At 73.3% G+C, this 25,335-nt stretch carries 27 protein-coding genes and 3 tRNA genes; 6 read left to right on the top strand and 24 right to left on the bottom strand.

Going from position 1 to position 25,335, the window contains the following annotated elements:
- The first annotated feature begins 164 nt into the window (after nt 1-164).
- A complete protein-coding gene (locus tag ACIF6F_RS14430; RefSeq protein WP_399945979.1) occupies nt 165-1,187 on the top strand; it encodes an adenosine deaminase in 1,023 nt (340 codons plus the stop codon).
- On the opposite strand, the gene ACIF6F_RS14425 is transcribed toward ACIF6F_RS14430, so the two are convergent.
- From ACIF6F_RS14425 to ACIF6F_RS14385, 9 genes are all read right to left on the bottom strand, one after another.
- On the bottom strand, nt 1,103-1,645 hold the full coding sequence (locus tag ACIF6F_RS14425) for a hypothetical protein (protein ID WP_399945976.1): 543 nt from the start codon (nt 1,643-1,645) through the stop codon (nt 1,103-1,105). The two genes, ACIF6F_RS14430 and ACIF6F_RS14425, sit on opposite strands and share 85 nt — an antisense overlap.
- Before the next feature lie 16 nt (nt 1,646-1,661).
- On the bottom strand, nt 1,662-2,717 hold the full coding sequence (locus ACIF6F_RS14420) for a UDP-N-acetylmuramate dehydrogenase (protein WP_399945973.1): 1,056 nt from the start codon (nt 2,715-2,717) through the stop codon (nt 1,662-1,664).
- 77 nt (nt 2,718-2,794) lie between these two features.
- Entirely contained in the window at nt 2,795-4,297 is a 1,503-nt protein-coding gene (locus ACIF6F_RS14415) for a DHA2 family efflux MFS transporter permease subunit (RefSeq protein ID WP_399945970.1), read from the bottom strand.
- A 110-nt stretch (nt 4,298-4,407) separates the two neighbouring features.
- On the bottom strand, nt 4,408-4,977 hold the full coding sequence (locus tag ACIF6F_RS14410; RefSeq protein WP_399945967.1) for a TetR/AcrR family transcriptional regulator: 570 nt from the start codon (nt 4,975-4,977) through the stop codon (nt 4,408-4,410).
- 109 nt (nt 4,978-5,086) lie between these two features.
- Nucleotides 5,087-5,515: a MaoC family dehydratase gene (locus ACIF6F_RS14405; RefSeq protein WP_399945964.1), complete on the bottom strand. Its 429-nt coding sequence runs from the start codon at nt 5,513-5,515 to the stop codon at nt 5,087-5,089.
- A 1-nt stretch (nt 5,516) separates the two neighbouring features.
- Nucleotides 5,517-5,969, bottom strand: coding sequence for a MaoC family dehydratase N-terminal domain-containing protein (locus ACIF6F_RS14400; RefSeq protein ID WP_399945963.1), 453 nt, complete (start codon nt 5,967-5,969; stop codon nt 5,517-5,519).
- A gap of 99 nt (nt 5,970-6,068) precedes the next feature.
- Nucleotides 6,069-6,233, bottom strand: a complete 165-nt coding sequence (gene rpmG, locus ACIF6F_RS14395) for a 50S ribosomal protein L33 (protein ID WP_003956487.1) — start codon at nt 6,231-6,233, stop codon at nt 6,069-6,071.
- 88 nt (nt 6,234-6,321) lie between these two features.
- Nucleotides 6,322-6,394, bottom strand: a tRNA-Met gene (locus ACIF6F_RS14390).
- Nucleotides 6,395-6,444: 50 nt separating this feature from the next.
- Nucleotides 6,445-6,517, bottom strand: a tRNA-Thr gene (locus ACIF6F_RS14385).
- A 332-nt stretch (nt 6,518-6,849) separates the two neighbouring features.
- Between ACIF6F_RS14385 and ACIF6F_RS14380 the strand changes: the two genes are divergently transcribed.
- Together ACIF6F_RS14380 and ACIF6F_RS14375 are read left to right on the top strand one after the other, a co-directional pair.
- Nucleotides 6,850-8,127 carry an amidohydrolase family protein gene (locus tag ACIF6F_RS14380; protein WP_399945960.1) on the top strand — a complete coding sequence of 426 codons (1,278 nt, stop codon included), beginning with the start codon at nt 6,850-6,852 and terminating at the stop codon, nt 8,125-8,127.
- A gap of 33 nt (nt 8,128-8,160) precedes the next feature.
- Nucleotides 8,161-8,817 carry an NAD(P)H-binding protein gene (locus ACIF6F_RS14375; RefSeq protein ID WP_399945958.1) on the top strand — a complete coding sequence of 219 codons (657 nt, stop codon included), beginning with the start codon at nt 8,161-8,163 and terminating at the stop codon, nt 8,815-8,817.
- A gap of 18 nt (nt 8,818-8,835) precedes the next feature.
- Here the strand turns inward: ACIF6F_RS14375 and ACIF6F_RS14370 are convergent, their stop codons facing one another.
- Both ACIF6F_RS14370 and ACIF6F_RS14365 read right to left on the bottom strand, forming a co-directional pair.
- Entirely contained in the window at nt 8,836-9,276 is a 441-nt protein-coding gene (locus ACIF6F_RS14370) for a DUF3574 domain-containing protein (RefSeq protein ID WP_399946520.1), read from the bottom strand.
- Nucleotides 9,277-9,407: 131 nt separating this feature from the next.
- Nucleotides 9,408-9,489 (bottom strand) — tRNA-Tyr (locus ACIF6F_RS14365).
- 202 nt (nt 9,490-9,691) lie between these two features.
- On the opposite strand from ACIF6F_RS14365, the gene ACIF6F_RS14360 reads away from it, so the two are divergent.
- From ACIF6F_RS14360 to ACIF6F_RS14350, 3 genes are all read left to right on the top strand, one after another.
- Nucleotides 9,692-10,180, top strand: a complete 489-nt coding sequence (locus ACIF6F_RS14360) for a YajQ family cyclic di-GMP-binding protein (protein ID WP_399945955.1) — start codon at nt 9,692-9,694, stop codon at nt 10,178-10,180.
- A gap of 169 nt (nt 10,181-10,349) precedes the next feature.
- Nucleotides 10,350-11,897, top strand: a complete 1,548-nt coding sequence (locus ACIF6F_RS14355; protein WP_399945952.1) for a SulP family inorganic anion transporter — start codon at nt 10,350-10,352, stop codon at nt 11,895-11,897.
- An 11-nt stretch (nt 11,898-11,908) separates the two neighbouring features.
- Nucleotides 11,909-13,144: an APC family permease gene (locus ACIF6F_RS14350; RefSeq protein WP_399945949.1), complete on the top strand. Its 1,236-nt coding sequence runs from the start codon at nt 11,909-11,911 to the stop codon at nt 13,142-13,144.
- On the opposite strand, the gene ACIF6F_RS14345 is transcribed toward ACIF6F_RS14350, so the two are convergent.
- From ACIF6F_RS14345 to ACIF6F_RS14285, 13 genes are all read right to left on the bottom strand, one after another.
- On the bottom strand, nt 13,128-13,664 hold the full coding sequence (locus ACIF6F_RS14345) for an SMI1/KNR4 family protein (RefSeq protein WP_399945947.1): 537 nt from the start codon (nt 13,662-13,664) through the stop codon (nt 13,128-13,130). The two genes, ACIF6F_RS14350 and ACIF6F_RS14345, sit on opposite strands and share 17 nt — an antisense overlap.
- A gap of 88 nt (nt 13,665-13,752) precedes the next feature.
- Nucleotides 13,753-14,145 (bottom strand): YccF domain-containing protein, encoded by a 393-nt coding sequence (locus ACIF6F_RS14340; protein WP_399945944.1) that lies wholly within the window; start codon nt 14,143-14,145, stop codon nt 13,753-13,755.
- Nucleotides 14,142-15,005 (bottom strand): zinc metalloprotease HtpX, encoded by an 864-nt coding sequence (htpX, locus tag ACIF6F_RS14335; protein WP_399945941.1) that lies wholly within the window; start codon nt 15,003-15,005, stop codon nt 14,142-14,144. Before htpX ends, ACIF6F_RS14340 begins: the two co-directional genes overlap by 4 nt.
- Before the next feature lie 193 nt (nt 15,006-15,198).
- Nucleotides 15,199-16,749 (bottom strand): NADH-quinone oxidoreductase subunit N, encoded by a 1,551-nt coding sequence (locus ACIF6F_RS14330; protein ID WP_399945939.1) that lies wholly within the window; start codon nt 16,747-16,749, stop codon nt 15,199-15,201.
- Entirely contained in the window at nt 16,749-18,329 is a 1,581-nt protein-coding gene (locus ACIF6F_RS14325) for a NuoM family protein (RefSeq protein ID WP_399945936.1), read from the bottom strand. The genes ACIF6F_RS14330 and ACIF6F_RS14325 overlap by 1 nt, the downstream gene beginning before the upstream one ends.
- Before the next feature lie 14 nt (nt 18,330-18,343).
- A complete protein-coding gene (locus ACIF6F_RS14320) occupies nt 18,344-20,368 on the bottom strand; it encodes an NADH-quinone oxidoreductase subunit L (RefSeq protein ID WP_399945933.1) in 2,025 nt (674 codons plus the stop codon).
- Nucleotides 20,365-20,739, bottom strand: coding sequence for an NADH-quinone oxidoreductase subunit NuoK (gene nuoK / locus ACIF6F_RS14315; protein ID WP_399945931.1), 375 nt, complete (start codon nt 20,737-20,739; stop codon nt 20,365-20,367). Before nuoK ends, ACIF6F_RS14320 begins: the two co-directional genes overlap by 4 nt.
- A complete protein-coding gene (locus ACIF6F_RS14310; RefSeq protein WP_399945928.1) occupies nt 20,739-21,329 on the bottom strand; it encodes an NADH-quinone oxidoreductase subunit J in 591 nt (196 codons plus the stop codon). Before ACIF6F_RS14310 ends, nuoK begins: the two co-directional genes overlap by 1 nt.
- Nucleotides 21,326-21,940 (bottom strand): NuoI/complex I 23 kDa subunit family protein, encoded by a 615-nt coding sequence (locus tag ACIF6F_RS14305; protein ID WP_399945925.1) that lies wholly within the window; start codon nt 21,938-21,940, stop codon nt 21,326-21,328. The genes ACIF6F_RS14310 and ACIF6F_RS14305 overlap by 4 nt, the downstream gene beginning before the upstream one ends.
- Nucleotides 21,940-22,908, bottom strand: a complete 969-nt coding sequence (locus ACIF6F_RS14300; RefSeq protein WP_399945922.1) for an NADH-quinone oxidoreductase subunit H — start codon at nt 22,906-22,908, stop codon at nt 21,940-21,942. Before ACIF6F_RS14300 ends, ACIF6F_RS14305 begins: the two co-directional genes overlap by 1 nt.
- Complete coding sequence (locus tag ACIF6F_RS14295) at nt 22,905-24,203, bottom strand: NADH-quinone oxidoreductase subunit C (RefSeq protein WP_399945919.1); 1,299 nt, start codon at nt 24,201-24,203, stop codon at nt 22,905-22,907. Before ACIF6F_RS14295 ends, ACIF6F_RS14300 begins: the two co-directional genes overlap by 4 nt.
- Nucleotides 24,200-24,910 carry an NADH-quinone oxidoreductase subunit B gene (locus tag ACIF6F_RS14290; protein ID WP_399945917.1) on the bottom strand — a complete coding sequence of 237 codons (711 nt, stop codon included), beginning with the start codon at nt 24,908-24,910 and terminating at the stop codon, nt 24,200-24,202. The genes ACIF6F_RS14295 and ACIF6F_RS14290 overlap by 4 nt, the downstream gene beginning before the upstream one ends.
- The gene (locus tag ACIF6F_RS14285) at nt 24,901-25,308 is read right to left on the bottom strand and encodes an NADH-quinone oxidoreductase subunit A (RefSeq protein ID WP_399945914.1); all 408 of its coding nucleotides are present in this window, start codon (nt 25,306-25,308) and stop codon (nt 24,901-24,903) included. The genes ACIF6F_RS14290 and ACIF6F_RS14285 overlap by 10 nt, the downstream gene beginning before the upstream one ends.
- Nucleotides 25,309-25,335: the final 27 nt, after the last annotated feature.

Here is a 25,335-nt window from a genome sequence, read left to right as displayed (position 1 = left end):
TTGCGGGCCTCCGCGCCCGCCCGCCGGCCCCGTCGGCGTTCGAGGAGCGGGGGTCTGGGGCGGCGCCCCCAGGGGGCCACCGGAGCCCCGCTTCTGCGTTCGGAGCGGCGCCCGATCGGGAAAACGCCCTCCCGCTCAGCGCGTGCGTACGGCAGGATCACCAAATGGAGCACGCACGCGATCTCACGCTTCTGCCGAAGGCCCACCTGCACCTGCACTTCACGGGGTCCATGCGGCCCTCGACCCTGCTCGACCTCGCCGACAAGTACGGCGTCCGGCTTCCCGACGCCCTGACCGCCGGCGAGCCGCCCCGGCTCCGCGCCACCGACGAGCGCGGCTGGTTCCGCTTCCAGCGGCTGTACGACGCGGCGCGCTCCTGTCTGCGGGAGCCCGAGGACATCCAGCGCCTGGTCCGCGAGGCCGCCGAGGAGGACGTACGCGACGGTGGCGGCTGGCTGGAGATCCAGGTCGACCCCACCTCGTACGCCCCGCACCTCGGCGGGCTGATCCCCGCCGTGGAGGTCATCCTGGACGCGGTGGATTCCGCTTCCCGCGAGACCGGCCTCGGGATGCGGGTGCTGATCGCGGCGAACCGGATGAAGCACCCGCTGGACGCCCGGACCCTGGCCCGGCTCGCCGTGCGCTACGCGGACCGCGGTGTGGTGGGCTTCGGCCTCTCCAACGACGAGCGGCGCGGCATGGCCCGCGACTTCGACCGGGCGTTCGCGATCGCCCGGGAGGGCGGCCTGCTGGCGGCCCCGCACGGCGGGGAGCTGACCGGCCCGTCGTCCGTCCGGGACTGCCTGGACGACCTGCACGCGGCCCGGATCGGGCACGGCGTGCGCGCGGCGGAGGACCCGCGGCTGCTCCGGCGGCTGGCGGACCGGCAGGTGACGTGCGAGGTCTGTCCGGCCTCGAACGTGGCGCTGGGCGTGTACGAGAAGCCCGAGGACGTCCCGCTGCGCACGCTCTTCGAGGCGGGCGTGCCGCTGGCGCTGGGCGCGGACGACCCGCTGCTGTTCGGCTCCCGGCTGGCCGCGCAGTACGAGATCGCGCGCCGGCACCACGGTTTCACGGACGCGGAGCTCGCCGAGCTGGCGCGTCAGTCGGTGCGCGGTTCCGCGGCGCCCGAGGACGTCCGTGCGAAGCTGCTCGCCGGGATCGACGACTGGCTGACCGCGGGCTGAGCGGGGCCGTGGGCGACGCCCTGGGCGGGCACCCCCTGCGCGGGGGCGCGGGTGAGCCGCAGGTCGCCCTCGTGGCAGTCGCAGATCACCCGGCCGGTCGGGAAGACGATCTCCAGACGGCTGCGGCCGTGGTCGGGCAGGGCGAACTCGGCCACCGAGGTGACGGGCTCGCCGAGGTGGCGCAGGAACGGGTGGTCGCCGAGGTCCTCGCCGACCTCGACGCGGCCCCACTCCCCCAGGTCGTACGGCTCGTGGGGCGGGGCGCACTCGACGATGAGGCAGTGGTCGGACCCGGTGGTGATCCGGGTGATGTCGCCCTCGCTGTCGGTCAGCCAGACGTCGAGGGGCAGCTCGGAGCGCTCGCCGTCGCTGACGTGCCAGGAGGCGACGACCTTCTCGACGGCACGCCCGACCAGGCGCGTGGGGTCCGCGCCGGACCCGTGCAGAGGACAGCGCATCGGTGGCGGGGACCCGTCAGATGCGGACGCCGACCGTGACCGGCTCGTTGACGAGGGTCACGCCGAAGGCCTCGTGGACGCCGGCGACGACCTCGCGGGCGAGGGCGAGGAGGTCCTCGGTGGTGGCCTGGCCCCGGTTGGTCAGGGCGAGGGTGTGCTTGGTGGAGATGCGGGCCGGGCCGGAGCCGTAGCCCTTGGTGAAGCCGGCCTTGTCGATCAGCCAGGCCGCGGAGGTCTTGGTACGGCCCTCGCCCGCGGGGTAGGCGGGCGGCACGGTGTCGGGGCCGAGGCGGTCCTGCACGCGGGCGAGGAAGTCGGCGTACGCCTGGTCCGTGAGGATCGGGTTGGTGAAGAAGGAGCCGGCGGACCAGGTGTCGTGGTCGGCGGGGTCGAGGACCATGCCCTTGCCGGCGCGCAGGCGCAGGACGGTTTCGCGGGCCTGGGCGGCCGGGACGCGGTCGCCGGCCTCGACGCCGAGGGCGCGGGCGGTCTCGGGGTACTTGATGGGCGCGGACAGCCCGTCGGCGTCCTCCAGGAGGAACCGGACGCGGAGCACGACGTACCGGTCGGGGTGGTCCTTGAAGAGGCTGTGGCGGTACGAGAAGGCGCACTCGGCGTTGGTCAGGGTGACCGTTTCGCCGAGGACGCGGTCGTAGGCGACGACCTCGGTGATGGTGCTGGAGACTTCCTGGCCGTAGGCGCCGACGTTCTGGATCGGGGTGGCGCCGGCGGAGCCGGGGATGCCGGCGAGGCACTCGATGCCGGCCAGTCCGGCCTCCACGGTGCGGGCGACGGCGTCGCTCCAGTTCTCGCCGGCGGCGAGTTCGAGGGCGGTGCCGTCGAGCGTGAAGCCGGTGGTGGCGATGCGCAGCGCGGTTCCGGCGAAGCCCCCGTCTCCGATGACCAGGTTGCTGCCCCCGCCGATGACCAGCAGCGGAGTGCCGCTCTCGTCGGCGGCGCGGACGGCGGAGACCACCTCGGCGTCGGTGGTCGCGGTGACCAGCCGGGTGGCCGGACCGCCGAGGCGGAAGGTGGTCAGCGGGGCGAGCGGGGCGTCGTGGAGTTCCTGCACGTGGACAAGAGTACGGTCCGTGGCCCGCCTGACCGGCGTGGCCACGGACCGCATCGCGGCACGTGGTGTCGTACGCGTCACACCCGGGCGGGGACGGCCCGCTCGGCCGGGGCCTCCGCGGGGGCCGGGGCGGGGGTGCGCCGGCGGCCGGGGATGAGCAGGGCGAAGGCGGCGGCGACCGCGACGGCCGCGGCGCCTATCCACAGAGCGGGGACGGTGCCGTCGACGAAGGCGGTGGGGCTCTCGTACCCGCCCTGGGCGGAGAACACCGAGGCCAGGACCGCGACGCCGAGGGCTCCGCCGACCTCGCGGAGGGCGTTGTTGGCGCCGGAGGCCTTGCCCTGGTCGGCGTGGGAGACGGTGGACATCAGGACGTTCGCGGCGGGGGCGAAGTACATGGCCATGCCGATGCCGCTGATGACCAGTGCCGGGAGCTGGGCGGCGTACGGCACGTCGGGTTCGAGGATCAGGGCGAACCAGGCGAGGCCGGCGGCCTGGAGCGCGAGGCCCGCGGCGACGACGGGGCGGCCGCCGATGCGGTCCGAGAGGGCTCCGGCGAAGGGGGCGACCAGCATGGGCATGCCGGTCCAGGGGAGCATCCGCAGGCCGGCCTCGGTGGGCGAGTAGCCGGCCACGCCCTGGAGGAACTGGCTCAGCAGGAAGATCGAGCCGAACATGCCGAGGAACATCAGCAGGCTGGCGATGTTGATGCCGAGGAAGCCTCGGTCGCGGAAGAGCCGCATGGGGAGCATGGGGTTCTTGGCGCGCATGCCGTGGGCGACGAAGGCGAGGGTGAGCGCGCTGCCGGCGATCAGGCCGGTGAGGACGGGGACGCTGGTCCAGCCCTCGGCGTTGGCGTTGACCAGGGCGTAGACGATGCCGAAGAGGCCGGCGCTGATCAGGAGGGTGCCGGGGACGTCGAGGCGTGCGGTGGGGGCGTGGGACTCGGCGAGGCGGAGCCGGGCGAGGACCAGCAGGGCGAGGCCGACGGGCACGTTGAGCCAGAAGATCCACTGCCAGGAGAAGTGCTCGGTCAGGCTGCCCCCGATGAGCGGGCCGCTGGCGACGGCGAGGCCGGTGACGGCGCCGAAGATGCCGAGGGCCATGCCGCGGCGGGCGGCGGGGACGGCGGTGGTGAGCAGGGTGAGCGTGATCGGCATCATCACGGCGGCGCCGACGCCCTGGACGGCGCGGGCGGCGATCAGGGCGTCGATGCCGGGTGAGAGGGCGGCCGCGGCGGAGGCGCCGGTGAAGACGGCGAGGCCGGCGATGAAGAGCCGGCGGCGGCCGAAGCGGTCGCCGAGCGCGGCGCCGAGCATGAGGAGGACGGCGAAGGTGAGCGTGTAGGCGTTCACCGTCCACTCCAGGTCCTCCAGCTTTCCGCCGAGGTCGGTGCGGATGGCGGGGAGCGCGGTGGTGACGACCAGGTTGTCCAGGGCCGCCATGAACCCGGCGACGCTGGTGATGACGAGGGCCCAGACGGCGGGGCCGCGGAGGGTGGCACCGCCCTCGGCGCCCCTCGCGTTCTGCGCCCTCTTCGTGCTTTTCAGGCTCTCGGTGCTGTGGGTGCTCTCGCTCATGGCTTCCCCAGAGAGTGAGTTAGTTATTGATGACTAACTTTCATGGACAGAGGTGGGCCCGGGACCGTGGGGCGTCCGGACCGACTCCGGAGCGCCGACGGCGCGGGGGGTTACTTCTCCAGCCGCCCCTTGGCGCGGGCGGAGGGGTAGAGGGCTTCCCAGACGCGGTGCTCGGGCGGGAAGCCCATGGCGGCGAGGGTGTTGATGAGCATTCCGTGCGCCATGAAGCTGGTGGTCTGGCCGATGTCGCCGCCGAGCGGCACGCCGACCGTGTCCCAGAGCTCCATCCAGCCGGCGCGGACCATCTCGCCGAACTCGTGCTCCCCCGCGGCCTCGGCGGCCGCGACGGTGACGTAGACCTGGAGCTGGAGCTGGAGCTTCTCGGGGTCCTCGGTGATCAGTCGCGCGTAGGCATTGGCCATGGCGGCCAGGGCCTCGTGGCCCTCCAGCCCCTCGGCCGCCTCGTTGAACAGCTGCTGCATCCCTTCCAGGCAGCGGGCGGCCGCCGCCAGGAAGATGGCCTGCTTGTTGGGGAAGAGCCGGAAGAGGTAGGGCTGCGAGACGCCCACGCGCTTGGCGATGGCCTCCGTGGACGTGCCGTGGTACCCGCCGCGGGCGAACTCTCCCATGGCGGCCCGGATCACGCTCTCGCGCCGCTCCTCCGCACTCATCCTGACCATGACTCCAAGTTAGTGGTCAATAACTAATTACGTCAAGGGGTGCGAGCGGCACGACGAAGGGGCCGGGGAAACCCCGGCCCCTTCGGAGGCGTGTCACCCGGCCGCAGGCTCAGGCGAGGCGGACCACCGCGCGGGACATGCCCAGCACCTTCTGGCCGGCACTGGTGGCGGTGAGGTCGACGCGGACCCGGTTGTCGTCGAGCAGCGCGGCGACCTTGGCGCTGACCTCGATCAGCGCGCCCCGGTCGTCGTTGGGGACGACCACCGGCTTGGTGAAGCGGACGCCGTACTCCACGACCGCGGCCGGGTCGCCGGCCCAGTCGGTGACGACGCGGATCGCCTCGGCCATGGTGAACATGCCGTGCGCGATCACGTCCGGCAGCCCGACCTCCTTGGCGAACTTCTCGTTCCAGTGGATCGGGTTGAAGTCGCCCGAGGCGCCGGCGTACTGGACGAGCGTGGCGCGCGTCACGGGGAAGCTCTGGGCCGGCAGCTCGGTGCCGACCTCGACGTCGGCGTACGCGATCTTCGCAGTCATCTCAGGCCTCCTCGGCCGCACGCGCGACCAGCTTCGTCCACGCCGTCACGACGTGCTCACCGGTCTCGTCGTGGACCTCGCCGCGGATGTCCAGGATGTCGTTCCCGGCCAGCGACTTGATCGCCTCGATGGTGGAGGTGACCGAGAGCCGGTCGCCGGCGCGCACCGGGCGGGTGTACGAGAACTTCTGGTCGCCGTGGACCACGCGGCTGTAGTCCAGGCCCAGCTGCGGGTCCTCGATGACGAGCCCGGCCGCCTTGAAGGTGATGGCGAACACGAAGGTGGGCGGCGCGATCACGTCCTGGTGCCCGAGCGCCTTGGCGGCCTCCGGGTCGCTGTACGCGGGATTGGCGTCACCCACCGCGACCGCGAATTCCCGGATCTTCTCCCGGCCGACCTCGTAGGGCTCGGTGGGCGGATAGGTGCGCCCCACGAAGGACTGGTCGAGCGCCATGGCTCACTACCTCCTGGTAGATACAGCGGAAACGACATGAGGCCGTCCCCCGGAAGGGGACGACCTCATGACTGTGCCTGTTGTCCGAAGACTCGCTGGTTAGCGGGTCTCGCGGTGCGCGGTGTGCGAGTTGCAGCGCGGGCAGTGCTTCTTCATCTCAAGACGGTCCGGGTTGTTGCGCCGGTTCTTCTTGGTGATGTAGTTCCGCTCCTTGCACTCCACGCAGGCCAGCGTGATCTTCGGGCGGACGTCGGTGGCAGCCACGTGAGTGCTCCTTGACGGACGGATGGACGGATGAACGCAGAAAAGAGTAGCCGATCGGGAGACCGACCCCACAATCGGCTACTGTGTGTAGCGGTGACCGGACTTGAACCGGTGACACAGCGATTATGAGCCGCTTGCTCTACCGACTGAGCTACACCGCTTTGATGCGATCAGATCCCCCGCCCGGAAGCGGGGGAACCTTTCACACCAGAGCCCCAATGCGGAATCGAACCGCAGACCTTCTCCTTACCATGGAGACGCTCTACCGACTGAGCTATTGGGGCGAGCAGGGAAGACATTACACGGCCTTCCGCCGATCGCCCAAATCCGTTGTCCGGCGGCCGTCGCCAGGGCGTTCCCGGCCCGAATCCCAGCCGTCTCCGGCGGCTCGCCGGCCCCGCACGCACCCCCTGCCGGACCCTCCCGGGCGCCACCCGAGCGACTCCCGCGCACCGCCCGTCCCGCGGACACCGGGGCACCACACCGGTATGACTATTCGGCTCCTCCGTGATGCTCCCCCCATGGGCCCCTAGGCTCGGACCACGCTGCGTGATCTTGGGCCGTCGCCCCCGGGCACCGCCGGTCCAGGAACGCCCGAGCCCCCCGCAGGAGCGCGATGCCCGACAGCCAGCCGCAGCAGCCACCCCACTCCCCCCGCAGCGGCGGCGCGGGCGGTGGCTCCGGCGCCCCCGCCGACATCAACTCCCTGCTCCTGTCCGGGGCCCGCCTCACGGACGGCCGGACCGTGGACGTCCGGCTCGGCGGCGGCCGCATCGAGGCCGTCGGCACCGCGGGCAGCCTCCCGGCCCACGCCTCCTCCCGCGTCGACCTCAGCGGGTACCTCCTGCTGCCCGCCCCGGCCGAACCGCACGCACACGGCGACACCGCCCTCACCGCCGACGGCGAGGGCCCCGTCTCGTACACCGTCGACGAGGTGCAGCGGCGCGCCACCGAGGCCGCCCTCCTCCAGCTGGGCCACGGCGCGACCGCCGTCCGCTCGCACGTGCGGATCGGCGACGTGCACGGGCTGGGCCCCATCGAGGCGGTGCTCCAGGCCAGACGCTCCCTGCGCGGTCTCGCCGACCTGACCGCCGTGGCGGTACCGCGGCTGCTCACGGGGGTGGCGGGGGCGGACGGGCTGTCGATGCTGCGGGACGCGGTCAAGATGGGCGCCTCCGTGATCGGGGGCTGCCCCGACCTCGACCCCGACCCCACCGGCTTCACCGAGGCCGTCCTGGAGCTGGCGGCCGAGCACGGCTGCCCGGTAGACCTGCACACCGACGCCGACGACCCGGCCCGGCTGTCCCGGCTCACGGCCATGATCGGCGGCCTGCGCCCGGGCGTCTCCATCGGCCCGTGCGGCGGGCTCTCCCGACTGCCGCTCGACGTCGCGACCCGCGCCGCCGACCAGCTGGCCGCCGCCGGGGTGACGGTGGTGTGCCTGCCGCAGGGCGACTGCGCGGCGCTGGAGCGGCGGGGGCTGCGGACGGCGCCGGTACGGCTGCTGCGGGCTGCGGGGGTACGGGTGGCGGCCGGCAGCGGGGCGCTGCGCGACGCGGGCAACCCGGTGGGCCGGGGCGACCCGCTGGAGGCCGCCTACCTGCTGGCCTCGCAGGCGGGGCTGCGGGCCCCCGAGGCGTACGACGCGGTCAGCGGCGCGGCGCGGGCGGCGATGGGGCTGCCGGAGGTGCGGGTGGAGGCGGGGTTTCCGGCCGAGCTGCTCGCCGTACGCGGGGACCGGATCGCCGGGGTGCTCTCACTGGCCTACAGCCGGATCGTCGTCCACCGGGGCCGGGTGGTGGCGCGGACCAGCGCGGTACGCGAGTACTGCGACTCGGCGGTGGCGGTGGCGCTCGACCTGCCCCGGCAGGGCCGGATGGAGCCCGGTCCCTGAGCGGAGGCGCGCCCGCCGTCGTACGGTCGGGGCATGCGCATCGTCATCGCTGGTGGACACGGTCAGATCGCGCTGCGGCTGGAGCGGCTGCTCGCCCTGCGCGGCTACGAGGTGGCGGGCATCATCCGCAACCCGGCGCAGGGGGACGACCTGCGGGCCGTCGGGGCGGAACCGGTCCTGTGCGACCTGGAGTCGGCCTCCCTGGAGCAGGTCGCCGCGGTGCTCCAGGGTGCCGGTGCGGCGGTCTTCGCGGCCGGCGCGGGCCCGGGCAGCGGCATCGCGCGCAAGGAGACGGTGGACCGGGGCGCGGCGATGCTCTTCGCCGACGCGGCCGAACGCGCCCGTGTGCGGCGGCTCGTGGTCGTCTCCTCGATGGGCGCGGACCCGCACCACGAGGGGGATTCGGTCTTCGACGCGTACCTGCGGGCCAAGGGCGAGGCCGACACCTACGTGCAGACCCGGCTGGGCCTGGAGTGGACGATCCTGCGGCCGGGGCAGCTCACCGACGAGCCGGGTACGGGCCTGGTCCGCCTGGAGGCCTCGACGGGCCGCGGGCCGGTGCCGCGCGACGACGTGGCGGCCGTGCTCGCGGAGCTCGTCGAGACGCCGGCCACCGCGGGGCTGACGCTGGAGCTGGTCTCCGGCTCGACCCCGGCGGAGGTGGCGGTGAAGGCGGTCGCGGGCAACTGACGGCCCGCTGACCGCCCCTCAGAAGTCCACGCGGGCCGTGTCGTCGGCGCGGCCGACCGAGTCCTGGGCGAACTCCTTCTCGTAGGCGTCCCTGATCGCCTCGATCCGCGCGTCGCGGTCGCCGGCCTGTCCGGCCGGGTAGAGCAGCGTCAGTTCGTACGAGCGCTCGCGCTCGATGGTGCCGGTGCTGTCGCGCCACTGGCCGACGCCCTGGTGGAGGGTGAGCCCCTCGGGGAAGGCGGGCGTGACCTTCCGGTCGATGAAGTCCATGAACTGCTCGTCCGTCACGGCCGGGCCGCCGTCCGGCCGCTCCGTGCCGAAGTACAGCCGGGTCTCGGCGTACGGGGTCCCGCGGCCGGCCTCCGCGCCCTGCAGCGTCGCGTACGCGGCGGGTCCGCCCGCCAGCATCCCGGCCAGCGCCCCGCCCACGGCGAGCGCCCGGCCCTTCGTCAATCGCATCATGCGAGGTCAACGACGGCACCGCCCGGCGGGATGCGGACCCGCACCGCTCGGTACGAGAAGGGCCCGGCACATACGAGAAGACCCCCGCCCCCTGCGCTTCCGCAGGTGGACGGGGGTCTTGCTTCGCGTGGCGGCGCCAGGATTCGAACCTGGGTAGGCTAAGCCGACGGATTTACAGTCCGCTCCCATTGGCCACTCGGGCACACCGCCATGGGATATCGCCTCGGATTCCCGCTTTTCCGCGGTGCTCCCTGGCAACGACGTAAACGATACCCGATGCTCGGGGGTGCTTCGCCACCGGATTGATCAGCACCTCGGCCGGGTGCGGTGGCTAGGCTTTGCGGAGCGGTCCGGAGGTGTCCGGTTCCGCGACCGTTTGAGCAATCCCCGCGACTTCAAGGAGCCACAGGACATGGCCGACTCCAGTTTCGACATCGTCTCGAAGGTCGAGCGGCAGGAGGTCGACAACGCCCTCAACCAGGCCGCCAAGGAGCTCTCGCAGCGCTACGACTTCAAGGGCACCGGCGCCTCCATCGCCTGGTCGGGCGAGAAGATCCTGATGGAGGCGAACTCCGAGGACCGGGTCAAGGCCGTCCTCGACGTCTTCGAGACCAAGCTGGTCAAGCGAGGCATCTCGCTCAAGGCGCTCGACGCCGGTGAGCCGCAGCTCTCCGGCAAGGAGTACAAGATCTTCGCGACCATCGAGGAGGGCATCTCCCAGGAGAACGCCAAGAAGGTCGCGAAGATGATCCGCGACGAGGGCCCCAAGGGCGTGAAGGCCCAGGTGCAGGGCGACGAGCTGCGCGTCAGCTCCAAGAGCCGTGACGACCTCCAGGCCGTACAGCAGCTCCTCAAGGGCAAGGACCTGGACTTCGCGATCCAGTTCGTGAACTACCGGTAGTTCTTCAGGCCGCCCCGCGCCCCCCGGGTACGCCCTCGGCGCGGGGTGGCCGTGCACCGCGCGCGTGCGGCGTGCGCTCCACGACGGCCCCCTGTGGCGACTTGGGTCCCGGCCCGTGCGCCCACCACGCTGGGTGACGTACGTCACTTCGTGGACAGGGGGCTTTCGCATGCCTTGGCCCGGCTCTTCGTGGGGCTCTTCCGGCCCTTCGGGCACGTCAGGGGGCGCACCGCCCCGCCGCTCCGGCCGGCGTGACGCCCTGCGCGCCGATGTCGCCGCCTCGGTGGTGGTGGCGCTGGTGGCGCTGCCGCTGTGTGTGGGCGTGGCCGTGGCCTCGGGGGTGCCGGCCGAGCTGGGGCTGATCACCGGGGTGGTCGGCGGACTGGTCACCGGCTGGTTCCGGAGCAGCGCGCTGCAGGTCAGCGGGCCCGCGGCGGGGCTGACGGTGCTGGTGTACGAGGCGGTGGAGCGCTTCGGCGTCGGGGTCCTCGGGGTGCTGGTATGCGCCGCGGGGGTGGTCCAGGTGGCCATGGGGGTGCTGGGGCTCGGGCGCTGGTTCCGGGCCATCTCGGTGGCCGTGGTGCAGGGAATGCTGGCCGGCATCGGCCTGGTGCTGATCACCGGGCAGCTGTACGCGGTGGGCGACGTGCGGGCGCCCGGGGGGACCGGGGAGAAGCTGGCCGGGCTGGTGCTGCTGGCCGGCGAGGCCGAGGTGGCGGCCGTGGCGCTGGGCGCGGGGACGGTCGCGGTGATGGTGCTGTGGCGGCGGATGCCGGCGGCGGCGCGGGCCGTGCCGGGGGCGCTGGCCGGCGTGGCGCTGGCGACCGGTGCGGCCTGGCTGCTGGCGCTGCCGGTGGCGAAGGTGGAGGTCACGGGGGTGCTGGCGGCGGTGTCGCCGCCGGGTGCCCGGGAGGTGGCCGCGCTGTGGTCGCCGGGGGCGCTGGGGACCGTACTGGCGCTGGCGCTGATCGCCTCGGCGGAGACGCTGTTCAGCGCGGCGGCGGTGGACCGGCTGCACGACGGGCCGCGGACCGAGTACGACCGGGAGCTGGTGGCGCAGGGGGCGGGGAACGCCGTGTGCGGGCTGCTCGGGGCCCTGCCGATGACCGCCGTGATCGTGCGGAGCGCGGCGAACGTGGAGGCGGGGGCCAGGACCCGGGCGTCGCGGGTGCTGCACGGGTGCTGGCTGCTGCTGTTCGCCGTGCTGCTGCCCCAGGTGCTGTCGGTGGTGCCGCTCGCCTCGCTGGCCGGCGTGCTGCTGTACGCGGGCTGGAAGCTGCTGCCGGGCCGGGCGGTGCTGGCGCTGTGGCGGGGGCACCGGGGCGAGGCGGTGGTGCTGGTGGTCACGGCGGGCGCGATCGTGGCGACCAACCTGTTCGAGGGGGTGCTGATCGGGCTGGGGCTCGCCGTGGCCAAGTCGGCCTGGGAGACCTCGCACGTGCACGTCGAGACGGTGCCGGAGGGGTCCGGGCTGCGGGTACGGGTGCTGGGCAACGCCACCTTCCTGCGGCTGCCGAAGCTGCTGGACGCCCTGGAGCGGCTGCCCGCCGGCCGGGAGGTGCGGCTGGACCTGACGGGGCTGCGGCACCTGGACCACGCGTGCCTGACCGCGCTGGAGGGCTGGGAGCGGCAGCGCGAACGGCAGCGGGAACGCCCCCCGCAAACGGGGGGTGAAGACCTGATGGCCGACGGGAGAAGTGCCGCGAGCGGCGGATAGGGTCCCGCTTCGTGACGGAGCTGAGACGGTCCCTTGGTGTGTTCGACGCGGTCGTGATCGGGCTGGGTGCGATGGTCGGCGCGGGCATCTTCGCCGCGCTGGGCCCCGCGGCGCAGGCCGCGGGCACGGGGCTGCTGCCGGCCCTCGGGCTGGCGGCGGTCGTGGCGTACTGCAATGCGACGGCGTCGGCGCGGCTGGCCGTGGTCTACCCCGCCTCCGGCGGCACCTACGTCTACGGCAGGGAGCGGTTGGGGCCCTTCTGGGGGTACCTCGCCGGGTGGGGGTTCGTGGTCGGCAAGACCGCCTCGTGCGCGGCGATGGCGCTGACCGTCGGGGCGTACGTGTGGCCCGGGCAGGCGCACGCGGTGGCGGTGGCCGCGGTGGTGGCCCTGACCGCGGTGAACTACGGCGGCATGCAGAAGTCGGCCAGGGTGACGCGGGTGATCGTGGCGGCGGTGCTGGCCGTGCTGGCGGGGGTCGTGGCGGTGTGCCTGGGCTCCGGCGGGGCGGACTGGGGGCGGCTGGGCGGCGGGGCCACCGGCGGGCTCAGCGGGCTGCTCCAGGCGGCGGGCCTGCTGTTCTTCGCCTTCGCCGGGTACGCGCGGATCGCCACGCTGGGCGAGGAGGTGCGGGACCCGGAGCGGACGATCCCGCGGGCCGTGCCGCTGGCGCTGGGCATCGCGCTGGTGGTGTACGCGGCGGTGGCGGTGGCCGTGCTGTCGGTCCTGGGCGCCGGGGGGCTGGCGGACGCGACGGCCCCGCTGGCCGACGCGGTGCGCGCGGCCGGGCACCCGGGGCTGGTGCCGGTGGTGCGGGCCGGGGCGGCGCTGGCCGCGCTGGGGTCCCTGCTCGCCCTGATCCTGGGGGTGTCGCGGACGACGCTCGCGATGGCGCGCGACGGCCACCTGCCGCGCCAGCTGGCCGCCGTACACCCGCGCAACCAGGTGCCGCACCATGCGGAACTGGCGGTCGGCGCGGTGGTGGCCGTGCTGGCCGCGACCGTGGACGTGCGGGGCGCGATCGGTTTCTCGTCCTTCGGCGTGCTGGTCTACTACGCGATCGCGAACGCGTCGGCCTGGACTCTCGATTCAGGTGTCAAGGGTCGGGTCGTGACCGGCGTCGGCCTGTCCGGGTGTGTGGTGCTGGCCTTCGCGCTCCCCACGTCGTCGGTGCTGACGGGGGCGGCTGTGCTGGCTCTGGGCGCGGCCGTCTACGGCGTCCGGCGGAGGTTCACGCCCTCGTCCTGATCCGCTCCCACGGCAGCGGGTCGAGGTCCTCCGCCTCGCCCGCGTCGCCGTCCTCGCAGTACCACGCGGTGCCGTCCAGCCAGCCGCGCAGCCACTGCGCGAGGCTGGGCGCGTCGACGAACCAGGCCACCTCCGGATCGCCCAGGTTCGGCTCGAACAGCAGGACTTGGGCGTCCGGGCTGCGGCAGTCCACGCACGCGTACATCCCGCAGCCCCAGTCGAGCACCGGCAGCACGCCCTCGGGCCAGCGCCAGCCGGAGCGCCGCATGTCGCGGTACGCCGCCACGGCGGCGTACGGTCCGTCGAGCAGCGGCAGCAGGCCGTACCCGGGGCCGAAGCCGCCGTCCGCCACACGGGTGTGGAGACCGGCGAGCAGGGGCGGCAGCGGGAAGCCGAGTATGGCCTCCGCGCGGTCCAGGTCCCCGGGGCCCAGGACCCCCGGGAGCGGCCCGTCGTGCGCCGCGCGGGAGGCGCGCGCGTGGGTGGCGACTTGCTCCAGCAACTGCTCGGTCTCTCTCATGCGTTCATGGTGGACCACCCCACTGACAATCCACCCGACCTGCGCACGGAGCGGCGCGGCCGTCCGTGGGCGTCGCCGTGGCGGTGCCTCAGCGGGAGGCGAAGGGGGCGTCCGTGGGGACGATTTCGCGGCCCAGCGGGAAGAGCGAGATGGGGATCATCTTGAAGTTGGCGATGCCGAACGGGATCCCGATGATCGTGATGCACAGGGCGATGCCGGTGGCGATGTGGCCGAGGGCCAGCCACCACCCGGCGAGGATCAGCCACAGGACGTTTCCCACGGCCGAGGCGGCGCCGGCGTCGTGGCGTTCGACCGTGGTCTTGCCGAAGGGCCAGAGGGCGTAGGTCGCGATCCGGAAGGCCGCGATCCCGAACGGGATGCCGATGATCGTGATGCAGAGGATCAGGCCCGCGAGGCAGTAGCCGAGGAACAGCCAGAAGCCGCTGAGGACGAGCCATATGACGTTCAGGATGGTCTTCACTGGTGACGTCCTGCCATCTGTTCGAGCCGGGCGATGCGCTCGGCCATGGGCGGGTGGGTGGAGAACATCTTCGACAGGCCCTCGCCGGGCCGGAAGGGGTTCGCGATCATCATGTGGCTGGCGGTCTCCAGGCGGGGCTCGGGCGGCAGCGGCAGCTGCCTGGTGCCCGCGTCGAGCTTGCGCAGGGCGCTGGCCAGGGCCAGCGGGTCGCCGGTCAGCTGGGCGCCGGAGGCGTCGGCCTCGTACTCGCGCGAGCGGCTGATGGCCAGCTGGATCACGGAGGCGGCCAACGGGCCGAGGATCATGATCAGCAGCATGCCGAACAGGCCCGGGCCCTCGTCGTCGTTGGAGCGGCCGATGGGGATCAGCCACGCGAAGTTGACCAGGAACATGATCACGGAGGCGAGGGCGCCGGCGACCGACGAGATGAGGATGTCGCGGTTGTAGACGTGGCTCAGCTCGTGTCCGATGACCCCCCGCAGCTCGCGCTCGTCCAGGATCCGCAGGATGCCCTCGGTGCAGCAGACCGCGGCGTTGCGCGGGTTGCGGCCGGTCGCGAAGGCGTTGGGGGCCTCGGTGGGAGAGATGTAGAGCCGCGGCATCGGCTGGCGCGCGGACGTGGAGAGCTCGCGCACCATGCGGTAGAGCTCGGGCGCCTCGAACTCGCTGACCGGCCGCGCGCGCATCGCGCGTAGAGCCAGCTTGTCGCTGTTCCAGTACGCGTACGCGTTGGTGGCCAGGGCCACGAACAGGGCCACGATCAGGCCGGTGCGCCCGAAGAAGCTGCCGATGAGGATGATCAGGGCGGACAGTCCGCCGAGAAGTACGGCGGTCTTCAGCCCGTTGTGCCGGCGGTGCACGGTACGCCCTCCAAGTGGTGCGGCAGGGGGACCCGGCGAGGGGGTCTACGGTCCAGTGGACCCTCCCTTCCTGGTCAACGCCACGCGGGGGCGGCGGGTTCCCGGGCCGTCGGCCGCCGGGCCCCCGCGGGAACGCAGCGGCCCCGCCCGGTGCGCCGGGCGGGGCCGTTACTCCGTACGGGCGAGGCCGGGCCTACTGGAACAGGCCGGTGGACGCGAACCGCAGCACGATCTGCGGGGCTCCCGAGGTGACCACGGCGACCAGGCCGGTGAGGGCGATCGCGACGCTGACGGGGGCCGGGACGCGGCCGCGGGCGACGGCCTCGCCCGCCTCCTCGCCCTCCGGGGCGCGGAACAGCAGTGCCGTCCACTGGAGGTAGTAGTAGAGGGCGATGACCACGTTGACGGCCATGACCACGGCGAGCCAGCCCAGGCCCGCGTCGACCGCGGACTGGAAGACGGTGACCTTCGCGAAGAGGCCGATGACGCCCGGCGGCAGGCCTGCCAGGCAGAGCAGGAAGAAGGCCATCGACAGCGCCGCGAGCGGTCGGCGCGCGTACAGCCCGCGGTAGTCGCTGATGCGGTGCCGGGGCGTCGTACGGCCGACCAGGGCGGCCACCGCGAAGGCGCCCAGGTTCACCGCGGCGTACATCAGGGCGTACGCGACGGTCGAGCCGATCTGGTCGCGGTCGGAGTACGCGGCCGCGGCGATCGGCACCAGCAGGTACCCGGCCTGGCCCACGGAGGACCAGGCCAGCAGGCGCACGGCGCTGTGGTCGCGGTCCGGGGACTGGCGCAGCGCGGCGGCGTTCCCGATGGTCATCGTCAGGGCGGCGAGCACGGCCAGGGCGGGGCCCCAGACGTCGGAGTACGCCGGGAAGGCGATCACCGTGACCAGGACGAGGCCGGTGAAGCCGACGGCCTTGCCGATCACCGAGAGGTAGGCGGCGATGGGCAGCGGGGCGCCGATGTACGTGTCGGGCACCCAGAAGTGGAAGGGCACCGCGGCCGTCTTGAAGGCGAATCCGACCAGGGTCAGCGCGACGCCCGCCGTGGCGAGGCCGTCGAACTGGGCCGGCACGTGTGCCAGCTCCTCGGCCACCCGGGTCAGGTGCACGGTGCCCGTGGCGGCGTAGACGAAGCTGACGCCCATCAGGGAGACGGCGGTGGCGGCGACCGACGAGAGGAAGAACTTCAGGGCCGCCTCGGAGGAGAGGCGGTCGCCGCGGCGGAGGCCGACCAGGGCGAAGGCCGGCAGCGAGGCGACCTCCAGGGCGACGATCAGGGTGGCCAGGTCCCGGGAGGCCGGCAGCAGGGCGGCGCCCGCGGCCGACGACAGCAGCAGGAACCAGAACTCGCCCGCGGGGAGCCTGGTCTCCTTCACGGCCGTCACCGAGAGCAGGGCGGTGAGCAGGGCGCCCGCGAGGACCAGGAACTGGATCACGAGGGTGAAGCGGTCCACGGTGTAACTGCAGGCACTCGGGTCGCCGACCACGCAGAAGGTGGAGCGGTCGCCCGCGCGCAGCGGCAGCAGGGCCAGGGTCGCGGCGGCGAGGCCGGCGACGGAGACCCAGCCGAGGAGCGCCTTGTTCCGCTCCGGCACGAAGAGGTCGGCGACCAGCACGGCGAGGCCGACGACGGCCGCGATGGTGGGCGGCGCGATCGCGAGCCAGTCGACGTTCTGCACCAGGTTCTGGGCGGCCGTCGTGACGGTGGCGCTGTCGGCGGCGAGGGTGGCCGTCATCAATTGCCTCCTGCGAGGAGCTTCTGGACGGCCGGGTCGGTGAGGCCGAGGAGGACCGCGGGCCAGAGGCCGGCGAGGACGGTGAGGGCGACGAGCGGGGTCCAGGCGGCGAACTCGTACGTCTGGACGTCCGCGAGGGCGGCCGGGCGGGCCGGCTGGGCGGCCGGGTCGCCCATGCAGACGCGGCGCACGACGAGCAGCAGGTACGCGGCGGTGAGCAGGGTGCCCACGCCGCCGATGGCCATGAACGTCAGGAAGGCGGGGCGGCTGAGACCCTCGGCCGGCTCGAACGCCCCGAAGAGGGCGAGCATCTCGCCCCAGAACCCGGCGAGGCCCGGCAGGCCGAGGGAGGCCACGGCGGCGAAGGCGAGCAGTGCGCCGAGGCGGGGGGCGCGGCCGTAGAGGGCGGCGCCGGTGGCCCCGGCGAGGGTGTCGAGGTCGGTGCTGCCGTAGCGGTCCTTGAGGGCGCCGACCAGGAAGAAGAGGAGGCCGGTGATGAGTCCGTGGCCGATGTTGGCGAAGAGCGCGCCGTTGACGCCGGTGGGGGTCATGGTCGCGATGCCCAGCAGGACGAAGCCCATGTGGCCCACGGACGAGTAGGCGATCAGGCGCTTGAGGTCGCCCTTGGCGCCCTTCTTCGCGAGCGCGAGGCAGGCGAGGGACCCGTAGATGATGCCGACGACCGCGAAGCCCGCCAGGTAGGGGGCGAAGGTCCGCATGCCGCTCGGCGTGACCGGGAGGAGGATGCGTACGAAGCCGTAGGTGCCCATCTTGAGCAGGACGCCGGCGAGGAGCACCGAGCCCACGGTCGGGGCGGCGGTGTGGGCCGCGGGCAGCCAGCTGTGCAGCGGCCACATCGGGGTCTTCACGGCGAGGCCGGTGCCGATGGCGAGGACCGCCAGCAGCTGGGTGGTGTGGGTCAGTCCGCGGCCGTTGTCGGCGGCGAGTGCCACCATGTCGAAGGTGCCGCTGTTCAGTCCGATGAGCAGCAGGCCCAGCAGCATGACCACGGAGCCGAGCAGCGTGTAGAGGATGAACTTCCAGGCGGCGGGCTGCCGCTGGTCACCGCCCCAGCGGGCGATGAGGAAGTACATGGGGATGAGCACCATCTCGAACGCCAGGAAGAACAGCAGCAGGTCGAGTACGGCGAAGGTCGCGAGGGTGCCGCACTCCAGCACGAGCAGGAGCGCGGTGAAGGCCTTCGGGGAGGGGCCCGCGGGGAGCTTGAAGTACGAGTAGAGCGCGCAGAGGAAGAACAGCAGCGCGGTCATCAGCAGGAGGGGGAGCGAGATGCCGTCGACGCCGAGGTGGATCCGGACGTTCAGCGCCTGGATCCAGCTGATGTCGGTCGTGGCCTGCATGGTCGAGGGGGCGTCGTGGTCGAAGCCGAGGGCGAGGACCACGGCGGCGGCCAGGACGGCGCCGGTGACGGTGACGCCGTGGCGCAGGACCGCCTGTTCGGGGCTCTTGCCCTTGAGCCCGGGCGGGGCCGGGAGCAGGGCGGCGGCCGCGCCGATCAGGGGGACGGCCACGATGAACGCCAGGAGGAACTGCATCACGGATGCGCTGATATCAATCACGGCTGACTCACGGCTCACGATCCGGCGTTGACGTTGGCAAGGACTGCGACGGCGACCGCCAGGACCACGGAACCGCCCAGCAGCGCGCTGAGGTAGGTCTGCACGTTGCCGGTCTGGGCGCGGCGGACCAGGGTGCCGAGCAGCCGGGGTGCGGCGCCCGCGCCTCGTACGTACGTGTCCACGACCTCGCGGTCGAGGAAGCGGACCAGTCCGGCGGCGGCCAGCACCGGTCGTACGAAGAGGGCGGCGTAGACGGCGTCGAGGTGGAAGCCCGCCTCGGCGTGGCGGTGCAGCGGACCCAGCAGGGCGCGGCCGGGGTCGGCGGCGGGGGCCGTCGGCACGCCGGGGTGCTCGTGGGTGACCTCGGCGACCTCGGGGGCCTGGGCGGCGGAGGCGACCTCCTCGGCGGCGGCGACGGACGCCGGTTCGGTGCCGGGGGCCGGGCGGGCTCCGGCGGCCTGGCGGGCCAGGGCCGCGGAGGCGCGCTGCCAGAGGCCGTACGTGACGAGGGCGCCGATGAGCGCGGCACCGATGCCCAGCACGGAGGTGGCCGCCGTGGGGGTGAGCGGGTGGCCGTCGAACCAGTCGTCGAGGACGTATCCGGCGAGGCCGAAGGTGATCGACGGGACGGCCAGCAGCCACAGCACGCCGGTCATGGCGAGCGGCTCCCTGCCGTGGTCCGGGGCGGCGGCGCCCCGGCCGCGGAAGGCCATCAGCCAGAGGCGGGTGGCGTACGCGGCGGTGATGAGGGCGGTGACCAGTCCGGCGACCAGGACCGTCCAGCCGGCCGCGGTGGGCGCCAGCTCGGTCTCGCCGACGGCGGCGTGCTCGGCGGCGACCAGCACGGCCTCCTTGGAGAAGAAGCCGGCGAAGGGCGGGAGGGCCGCGAGCGCGAGGAGCGCGACGGTCATCGTCCAGTAGGCGTCGGGGATGCGCTTGGCCAGGCCGTCCATGCGGGCCATGGCGGACAGCGAGTTGGTCCCCGCGGCGTGGATGATCACGCCGGCGCCGAGGAAGAGGAGCGCCTTGAAGGCGCCGTGGGACAGGAGGTGGAAGACGGCTGCGCCGCGGTCGGCGACGGCCAGGGCGCCGACCATGTAGCCGAGCTGGCCGATCGTCGAGTAGGCGAGGACGCGCTTGATGTCGTCCTGGGCCAGGGCGGCGAGGGCGGACCCGATCATCGTCACCGCGGCCATGACGGCCATCACGACCAGCGCGGCCTGGGAGGCCGTGAAGACCGGGAGGAGCCGGGCGATGAAGTAGACGCCGGCCGCGACCATCGTCGCGGCGTGGATCAGGGCGGAGACCGGGGTCGGGCCCGCCATGGCGTCCGGGAGCCAGGTGTGCAGCGGGAACTGCGCCGACTTGCCCGCGACGCCCGCGAGGAGCAGCAGGGCGATCAGCGTCGGGTGGTCGAGCCCGCCGGAGGCGACGGCACCCAGGATCCTGGTGATCTGGAAGGAGCCGGCGTCGACGGCGAGCGCGAACAGGCCGAAGAGGAAGGGCACGTCGCCGAGCTTGGTGACGAGGAAGGCCTTGAGGGAGGCGGAGCGGGCCGCTTCGGTCTCCCAGTAGTGGCCGACCAGGAAGTACGAGCAGATGCCCATGATCTCCCAGCCGACCAGCAGCACCATCAGGTCGCCGGAGTAGACGACGAGGAGCATGGCGGAGGTGAACAGGGACACCAGGGCCGCGTACGACGGGTAGCGCGGGTCCTCGCGCAGGTACGCCGTCGAGTAGAGCTGCACGCAGGTGGCGACCAGTCCGACCAGCACGGCGGCCAGTACGGCGAAGCCGTCCAGGTACAGGGCCAGGTCGATCGGGACCGATCCGGTGGGCGTCAGCTCCGTGGCGGCCACGATCGGCTTGCCGCCGCCCTGCCGGACGGCGACGAGGACGGCCAGCGCCGCGGCGGCCAGGGTGGGCAGGACGGCCAGGGGCCGGACGAACCCGGGAGCCGTGCGGCCGAGGAGCAGTCCGGCCACCGCGCCCAGGAAGGGCAGTACGGGGACGAGGACGGCGAGGGTCGTGGTGGTCACGCGGCGGCTCCGGTCACGCTGTCCGCGGGCTGGGCGGTGGTCGGGTCGGTCCCGGCGGGCGCGGTGGCCTCGGCGGTGTCGCGCAGCCGGTCGACGTCGGCCGTGCCGCGGTTGCGGTAGACCATCAGCACGATGGCCAGACCGATGCCGATCTCGGCGGCGGCGATGGCGATGGTGAAGAGGGTCAGCGCCTGGCCGGCGTGGAGCCGGTCGCGCAGCCAGACGTCGAAGGCGACGAGGTTCAGGTTGACGGCGTTGAGCATCAGCTCGACGGACATCAGCACCAGGATCGCGTTGCGGCGGGCGAGTACGCCGTACACGCCCGTGCAGAACAGGAGTGCCGCGAGGACGGCGGGATAGGCCAGGTGCATCAGCGCTGCTCCTTACCGTCGTTCGGGCCGTTGTCCGGGCCGTTCTTGCGGGACAGCACGATGGCGCCGACGAGGGCCGCCAGCAGCAGCACCGACAGCGCCTCGAAGGGCAGCACCCAGTGCTGGAAGAGGATCTCGCCGGAGACCTTCGTGGAGCCCTGGACGGGTCCGTCGAGGTCGATCCAGGTGGTGCGGAAGGCGTCGACGACCACCCAGACCAGGGCCGCCGCGGCGGCCGCGGCCACGGCGAGCGCGGCCCACCGGTTACCCGAGTCGGCGTCCGGGGAGCGGCCGATGGGGGCCTTGGTGAGCATCAGCCCGAAGAGCAGGAGGACGACCACGGAGCCGACGTAGATCAGCACCTGGACCCAGGCGATGAACTCCGCCGTCAGCAGCAGGTACTCGACGGCGATGCCGCCGAGCGCGACGACGAGCCAGAGGGCGGCGTGCACGAGCTGCCTGGTGGTGACGGTGACGACGGCGGCGCCGAGGGTGGCGATGCCGACGAGCAGGAAGGCGATCTCCACGCCGGTGGGCGAGAGGAAGCCGGGGTGGCCGCTGGCGGCCAGGGCGGCGGCTGCGGTGCTCACGCGTCTCCCTCCGGGGCGGCCGGGGGCCGGGGGCTGTCCTCGGCCGGGGTGCCGGCCTCGGGGGCGGCCGCGGCGGCCTCTGCGGCGGCCTGGGCCTCGGCCTTCTCGACGGCCTTGCGGGCGGCGGCGACCTCCTTGGGCTCCTCGGCCCGGGGGTCGAGGGCCGGCGGGGCCGGGACCGTCCACATCCACTCGCGCAGCTTGTCGCGCTCGTGGGTCAGCTCGTGGATGTCCGTCTCCGCGTACTCGAACTCCGGCGACCAGAAGAGGGCGTCGAAGGGGCACACCTCGATGCAGATGCCGCAGTACATGCAGAGTGAGAAGTCGATGGCGAAGCGGTCCAGCACGTTGCGGCTGCGCTCGCGGCCGCCGGGCGTGGCGGCCGGGATCGTCTCCTTGTGGGAGTCGATGTAGATGCACCAGTCGGGGCACTCGCGCGCGCAGAGCATGCACACGGTGCAGTTCTCCTCGAACAGGCCGATGACCCCGCGGGTGCGCGGGGGCAGGGCGGGCTGCACGTCGGGGTACTGCGCGGTGTGGGCCCGCCTGGTCATCGTCTTCAGCGTGACCGCGAGGCCCTTGGCGAGGCCGGAGCCGGGGATGGGGGGCATTACTGGATCGCCACCTTCACGATGCCGGTGAGCGCGATCTGGGCGAGCGCGAGCGGGATGAGTGTGGTCCAGGCGAGCTTCTGGAGCTGGTCCTCGCGCAGCCGGGGGTAGGTCACCCGGAGCCAGATCACGCCGAAGGCGAGGACCGCGGTCTTGAGCAGCGTCCAGAACCAGCCGAGGCCGTCGCCGCCGAACGGGCCGTGCCAGCCGCCGAGGAAGAGGACGGTGGTCAGGGCGCACAGGACGACGATGCCGGCGTACTCGGCGAGCAGGAACAGCGCGAAGCGCAGGCCCGTGTACTCGGTGTACGCGCCGAAGATGATCTCGGAGTCGGCGACGGGCATGTCGAACGGGGGGCGCTGGAGCTCGGCGAGGCCGGCGGTGAAGAACACCAGGCCGCCGACGATCTGCCAGGGCAGCCACCACCACTCGAAGGCGCTCACGATGCCGGGCAGCGAGACGGTGCCGGCGGCCATCGCCACGGAGGCGGCGGCCAGCAGCATCGGCAGCTCGTAGGCGAGGAGCTGGGCGGCGGTGCGGAGGCCGCCGAGGAGGGAGAACTTGTTGGCGGAGGCCCACCCGGCCATCAGGCTGCCGAGGACTCCGACGCCCATGACGGCCAGTACGAAGAACAGGCCGGCGTCGATGAGCTGGCCGACCGCGCCTTCGCCGGGGCCGATCGGGATGGCGACCAGCACGAGCAGGTAGGGCAGCAGCGCGACGGCGGGGGCGAGCTGGAAGATGCGGCGGTCGGCGTTGGCCGGGACCACGTCCTCCTTCTGCGCGAACTTCACGCCGTCGGCGACGAGCTGGGCCCAGCCGTGGAAACCGCCGGCGTACATGGGGCCGAGGCGGCCCTGCATGTGGGCCATCACCTTGTGCTCGGTCTGCCCGATGACGAGGGGCAGCACGAGGAAGACCGCGAAGACGACGATCAGTCGCAGCGCGACGTCGAGGACGTCGTTCACGCGTCGCCTCCGGTGGTGTCGGGGTCGGTTTCGGTGGTGGCCGGCCCGGCGGCGGGCTTCTGCCGTGGCCCGGTCTCGGCCTCGGCCTCGGGGGCGGGGGCGGGGGCGGGCGTCGCCGCGGTCTCGGCCTCGGGGGCCTGCTCCGGGGCGGGCGTCGCCTCGGGAGCGACCTCGGGCCGGGCCTCCGCGGCGGGTTCCGCCGCGGGTGACGCCTCGGGGGCCGGCGCGGGTGACGCCTCGGGGGCCGAGGTGGGGGCCGCCGCGGGTTCGGCTGCCGGGGTGGGCTCGGCCGGGCGGTCCGCGGGGGCATCGTCGAACGCCGGGCGGGGGTTGTGCCAGGGGGCGTCCGAGCTGCGGGCGGCCGGGGGCTCCCCCGGGGCCGGGGCGGCCTCGGTGCCGGCCGGGGCCGGGGCGGCCGCCTGGCTCGCGGAACCGTCGGCCGCGGTGCGGGTGCGGCGCGGCGGACGGGCCGGGCGCTCGGCCGGAGCCGCGGGCGCGCCCTCGGTACCGGGGGCCGCGGTGGCTTCCGGGCCGGCGGCGGCCTGGCTCGCCGAGCCCTCGGCCACCGAGCGGGCACGGCGTACCGGACGCGCCGGGGCCTCCCCCGCCTCGCCGGCCTGGCTCGCGGAACCGGCCGCGGCGGTACGCGCCCGGCGGGCCGGGGCGTCGCCCGCCGCACGCGGGGTACGGGCGGGCCGGGCCGGAGCCGGGGGCAGCTGGCCCTTGAGCGGGCCCCAGTCGTTGGGGTCGGGGACGCCCGGCGGCAGCATCGTGCGCCGCTTCGGGCCGCCGTGGTCGGCACCCTCGCCCGGCTCCTTGGCGCCGGGCCAGGCCTTGGCGACCCGGGCGGCCAGGACGAAGTCCTTGCGCAGCGGGTGGCCCTCGAAGTTCTCCGGGAGCAGCAGCGGCACGAGGTTCGGGTGGTCGGTGAAGGTGACGCCGAACATCTCGTACGTCTCGCGCTCGTGCCAGGCCGCGCCCGCGTACACGTCGACCGCCGAGGGCAGGGTGGCGGCCGCGTGCGGGACGGTGGTGCGCAGCAGCAGGCGGCGCACCCGGCCGCCCTCCAGGGCGACGACGTGCGCGCACACGCGGAAGCCGGTGCCCGGCTCGTCGACCGCGCTCAGCCAGTCGAAGTAGGTGCAGCCCAGCTTGTCGCGGGCGATCTCCAGCGAGGCGATCCAGGACCCCGCGGGCACGTCGACCGTGAGCAGGTCGTACGCCGCCTCCGCGGTGGCCTCGGCGCCGAAGATCTCGGCGGCGCCGTCCGGCAGCCGGTCGTAGGGGTGCGTCATGCGGCACCTCCGGGGTTCTGCGCGCCGTCGGCCGGCGAAGCGGCGGCCGGCGCATCCGCGGGCGACGTGGCCGGCGGCCCGGCCGGCGCATCGGCGCCCGGCGCCGGCGGCGGCGTGACCAGCCCGCTGGTCAGCGCGCCGACCGAAGGGCGCGCGGACCCGGCGCCGTACCGCTCGTCGAGCGACTCACGGGCGATCTTCTCCTGGAGCTTGAGGATGCCCTGGAGCAGCGCCTCGGGCCGCGGCGGGCAGCCCGGCACGTAGACGTCGACGGGGATGATCTGGTCCACTCCCTTGGTGACCGAGTACGAGTCCCAGTACGGGCCGCCGCAGTTGGAGCACGCGCCGAAGGAGATGACGTACTTCGGCTCCGGCATCTGCTCGTACAGCCGCTTGACGGCCGGGGCCATCTTGTCGGTCACCGTGCCCGAGACGATCATCAGGTCGGCCTGGCGGGGCCCGGGCGCGAAGGGGATCACGCCGAGCCGGATGAAGTCGTGCCGCGCCATGGACGCGGCGATGAACTCGATCGCGCAGCAGGCGAGCCCGAAGTTGAAGACCCAGAGGCTGTAGCGGCGTCCCCAGTTGAGGACCACCTTCATCGGCTCGGGGGCCAGACGGGCGAGTGCTCCCAGCCTCTTGGGCTCCGGGAGCAGCTCAGGGGTGCGGGCGCCCCCGGCGTCGGGGGCGGGGCTCGTCACGTCCATTCGAGGACGCCCTTCTTGTATGCGTAGAGCAGACCGACGGCGAGGAAGCCCAGGAAGATGAACATCTCGACCAGGGTCGTGGCCCCGTAGCCGGGCGCGGCGAACACCGTCGCCCACGGGAAGAGGAAGATCGAGTCGACGGCGAAGATGACGTAGAGGAACGCGTAGACGTAGTACCGGACCTGGGTGTGGGCCCAGCCCTCGCCGACCGGGTCGACGCCGCATTCGTACGTCAGGAGCTTCTCGGGGGTCGGGACCACCGGGCGCAGCAGCCGCCCCGCCCCGAAGGCCACGGCGACGAAGAGCACGCCGATCACGGCGAGCAGGCCGACGACCGAATAGCTCTCGAAATAGTCGGCCGCGAGCACGGTCACGGTCGTTACCGTCCGTTCGGGCACGTCCGCTCCTCGTTCTGTGACCACTGT

The sequence above is a fragment of the Streptomyces sp. NPDC086023 genome, assembly GCF_044540325.1.
In the GTDB taxonomy this organism is placed as follows: domain Bacteria; phylum Actinomycetota; class Actinomycetes; order Streptomycetales; family Streptomycetaceae; genus Streptomyces.
This window is presented reverse-complemented; position numbering and strand designations above follow the sequence as displayed.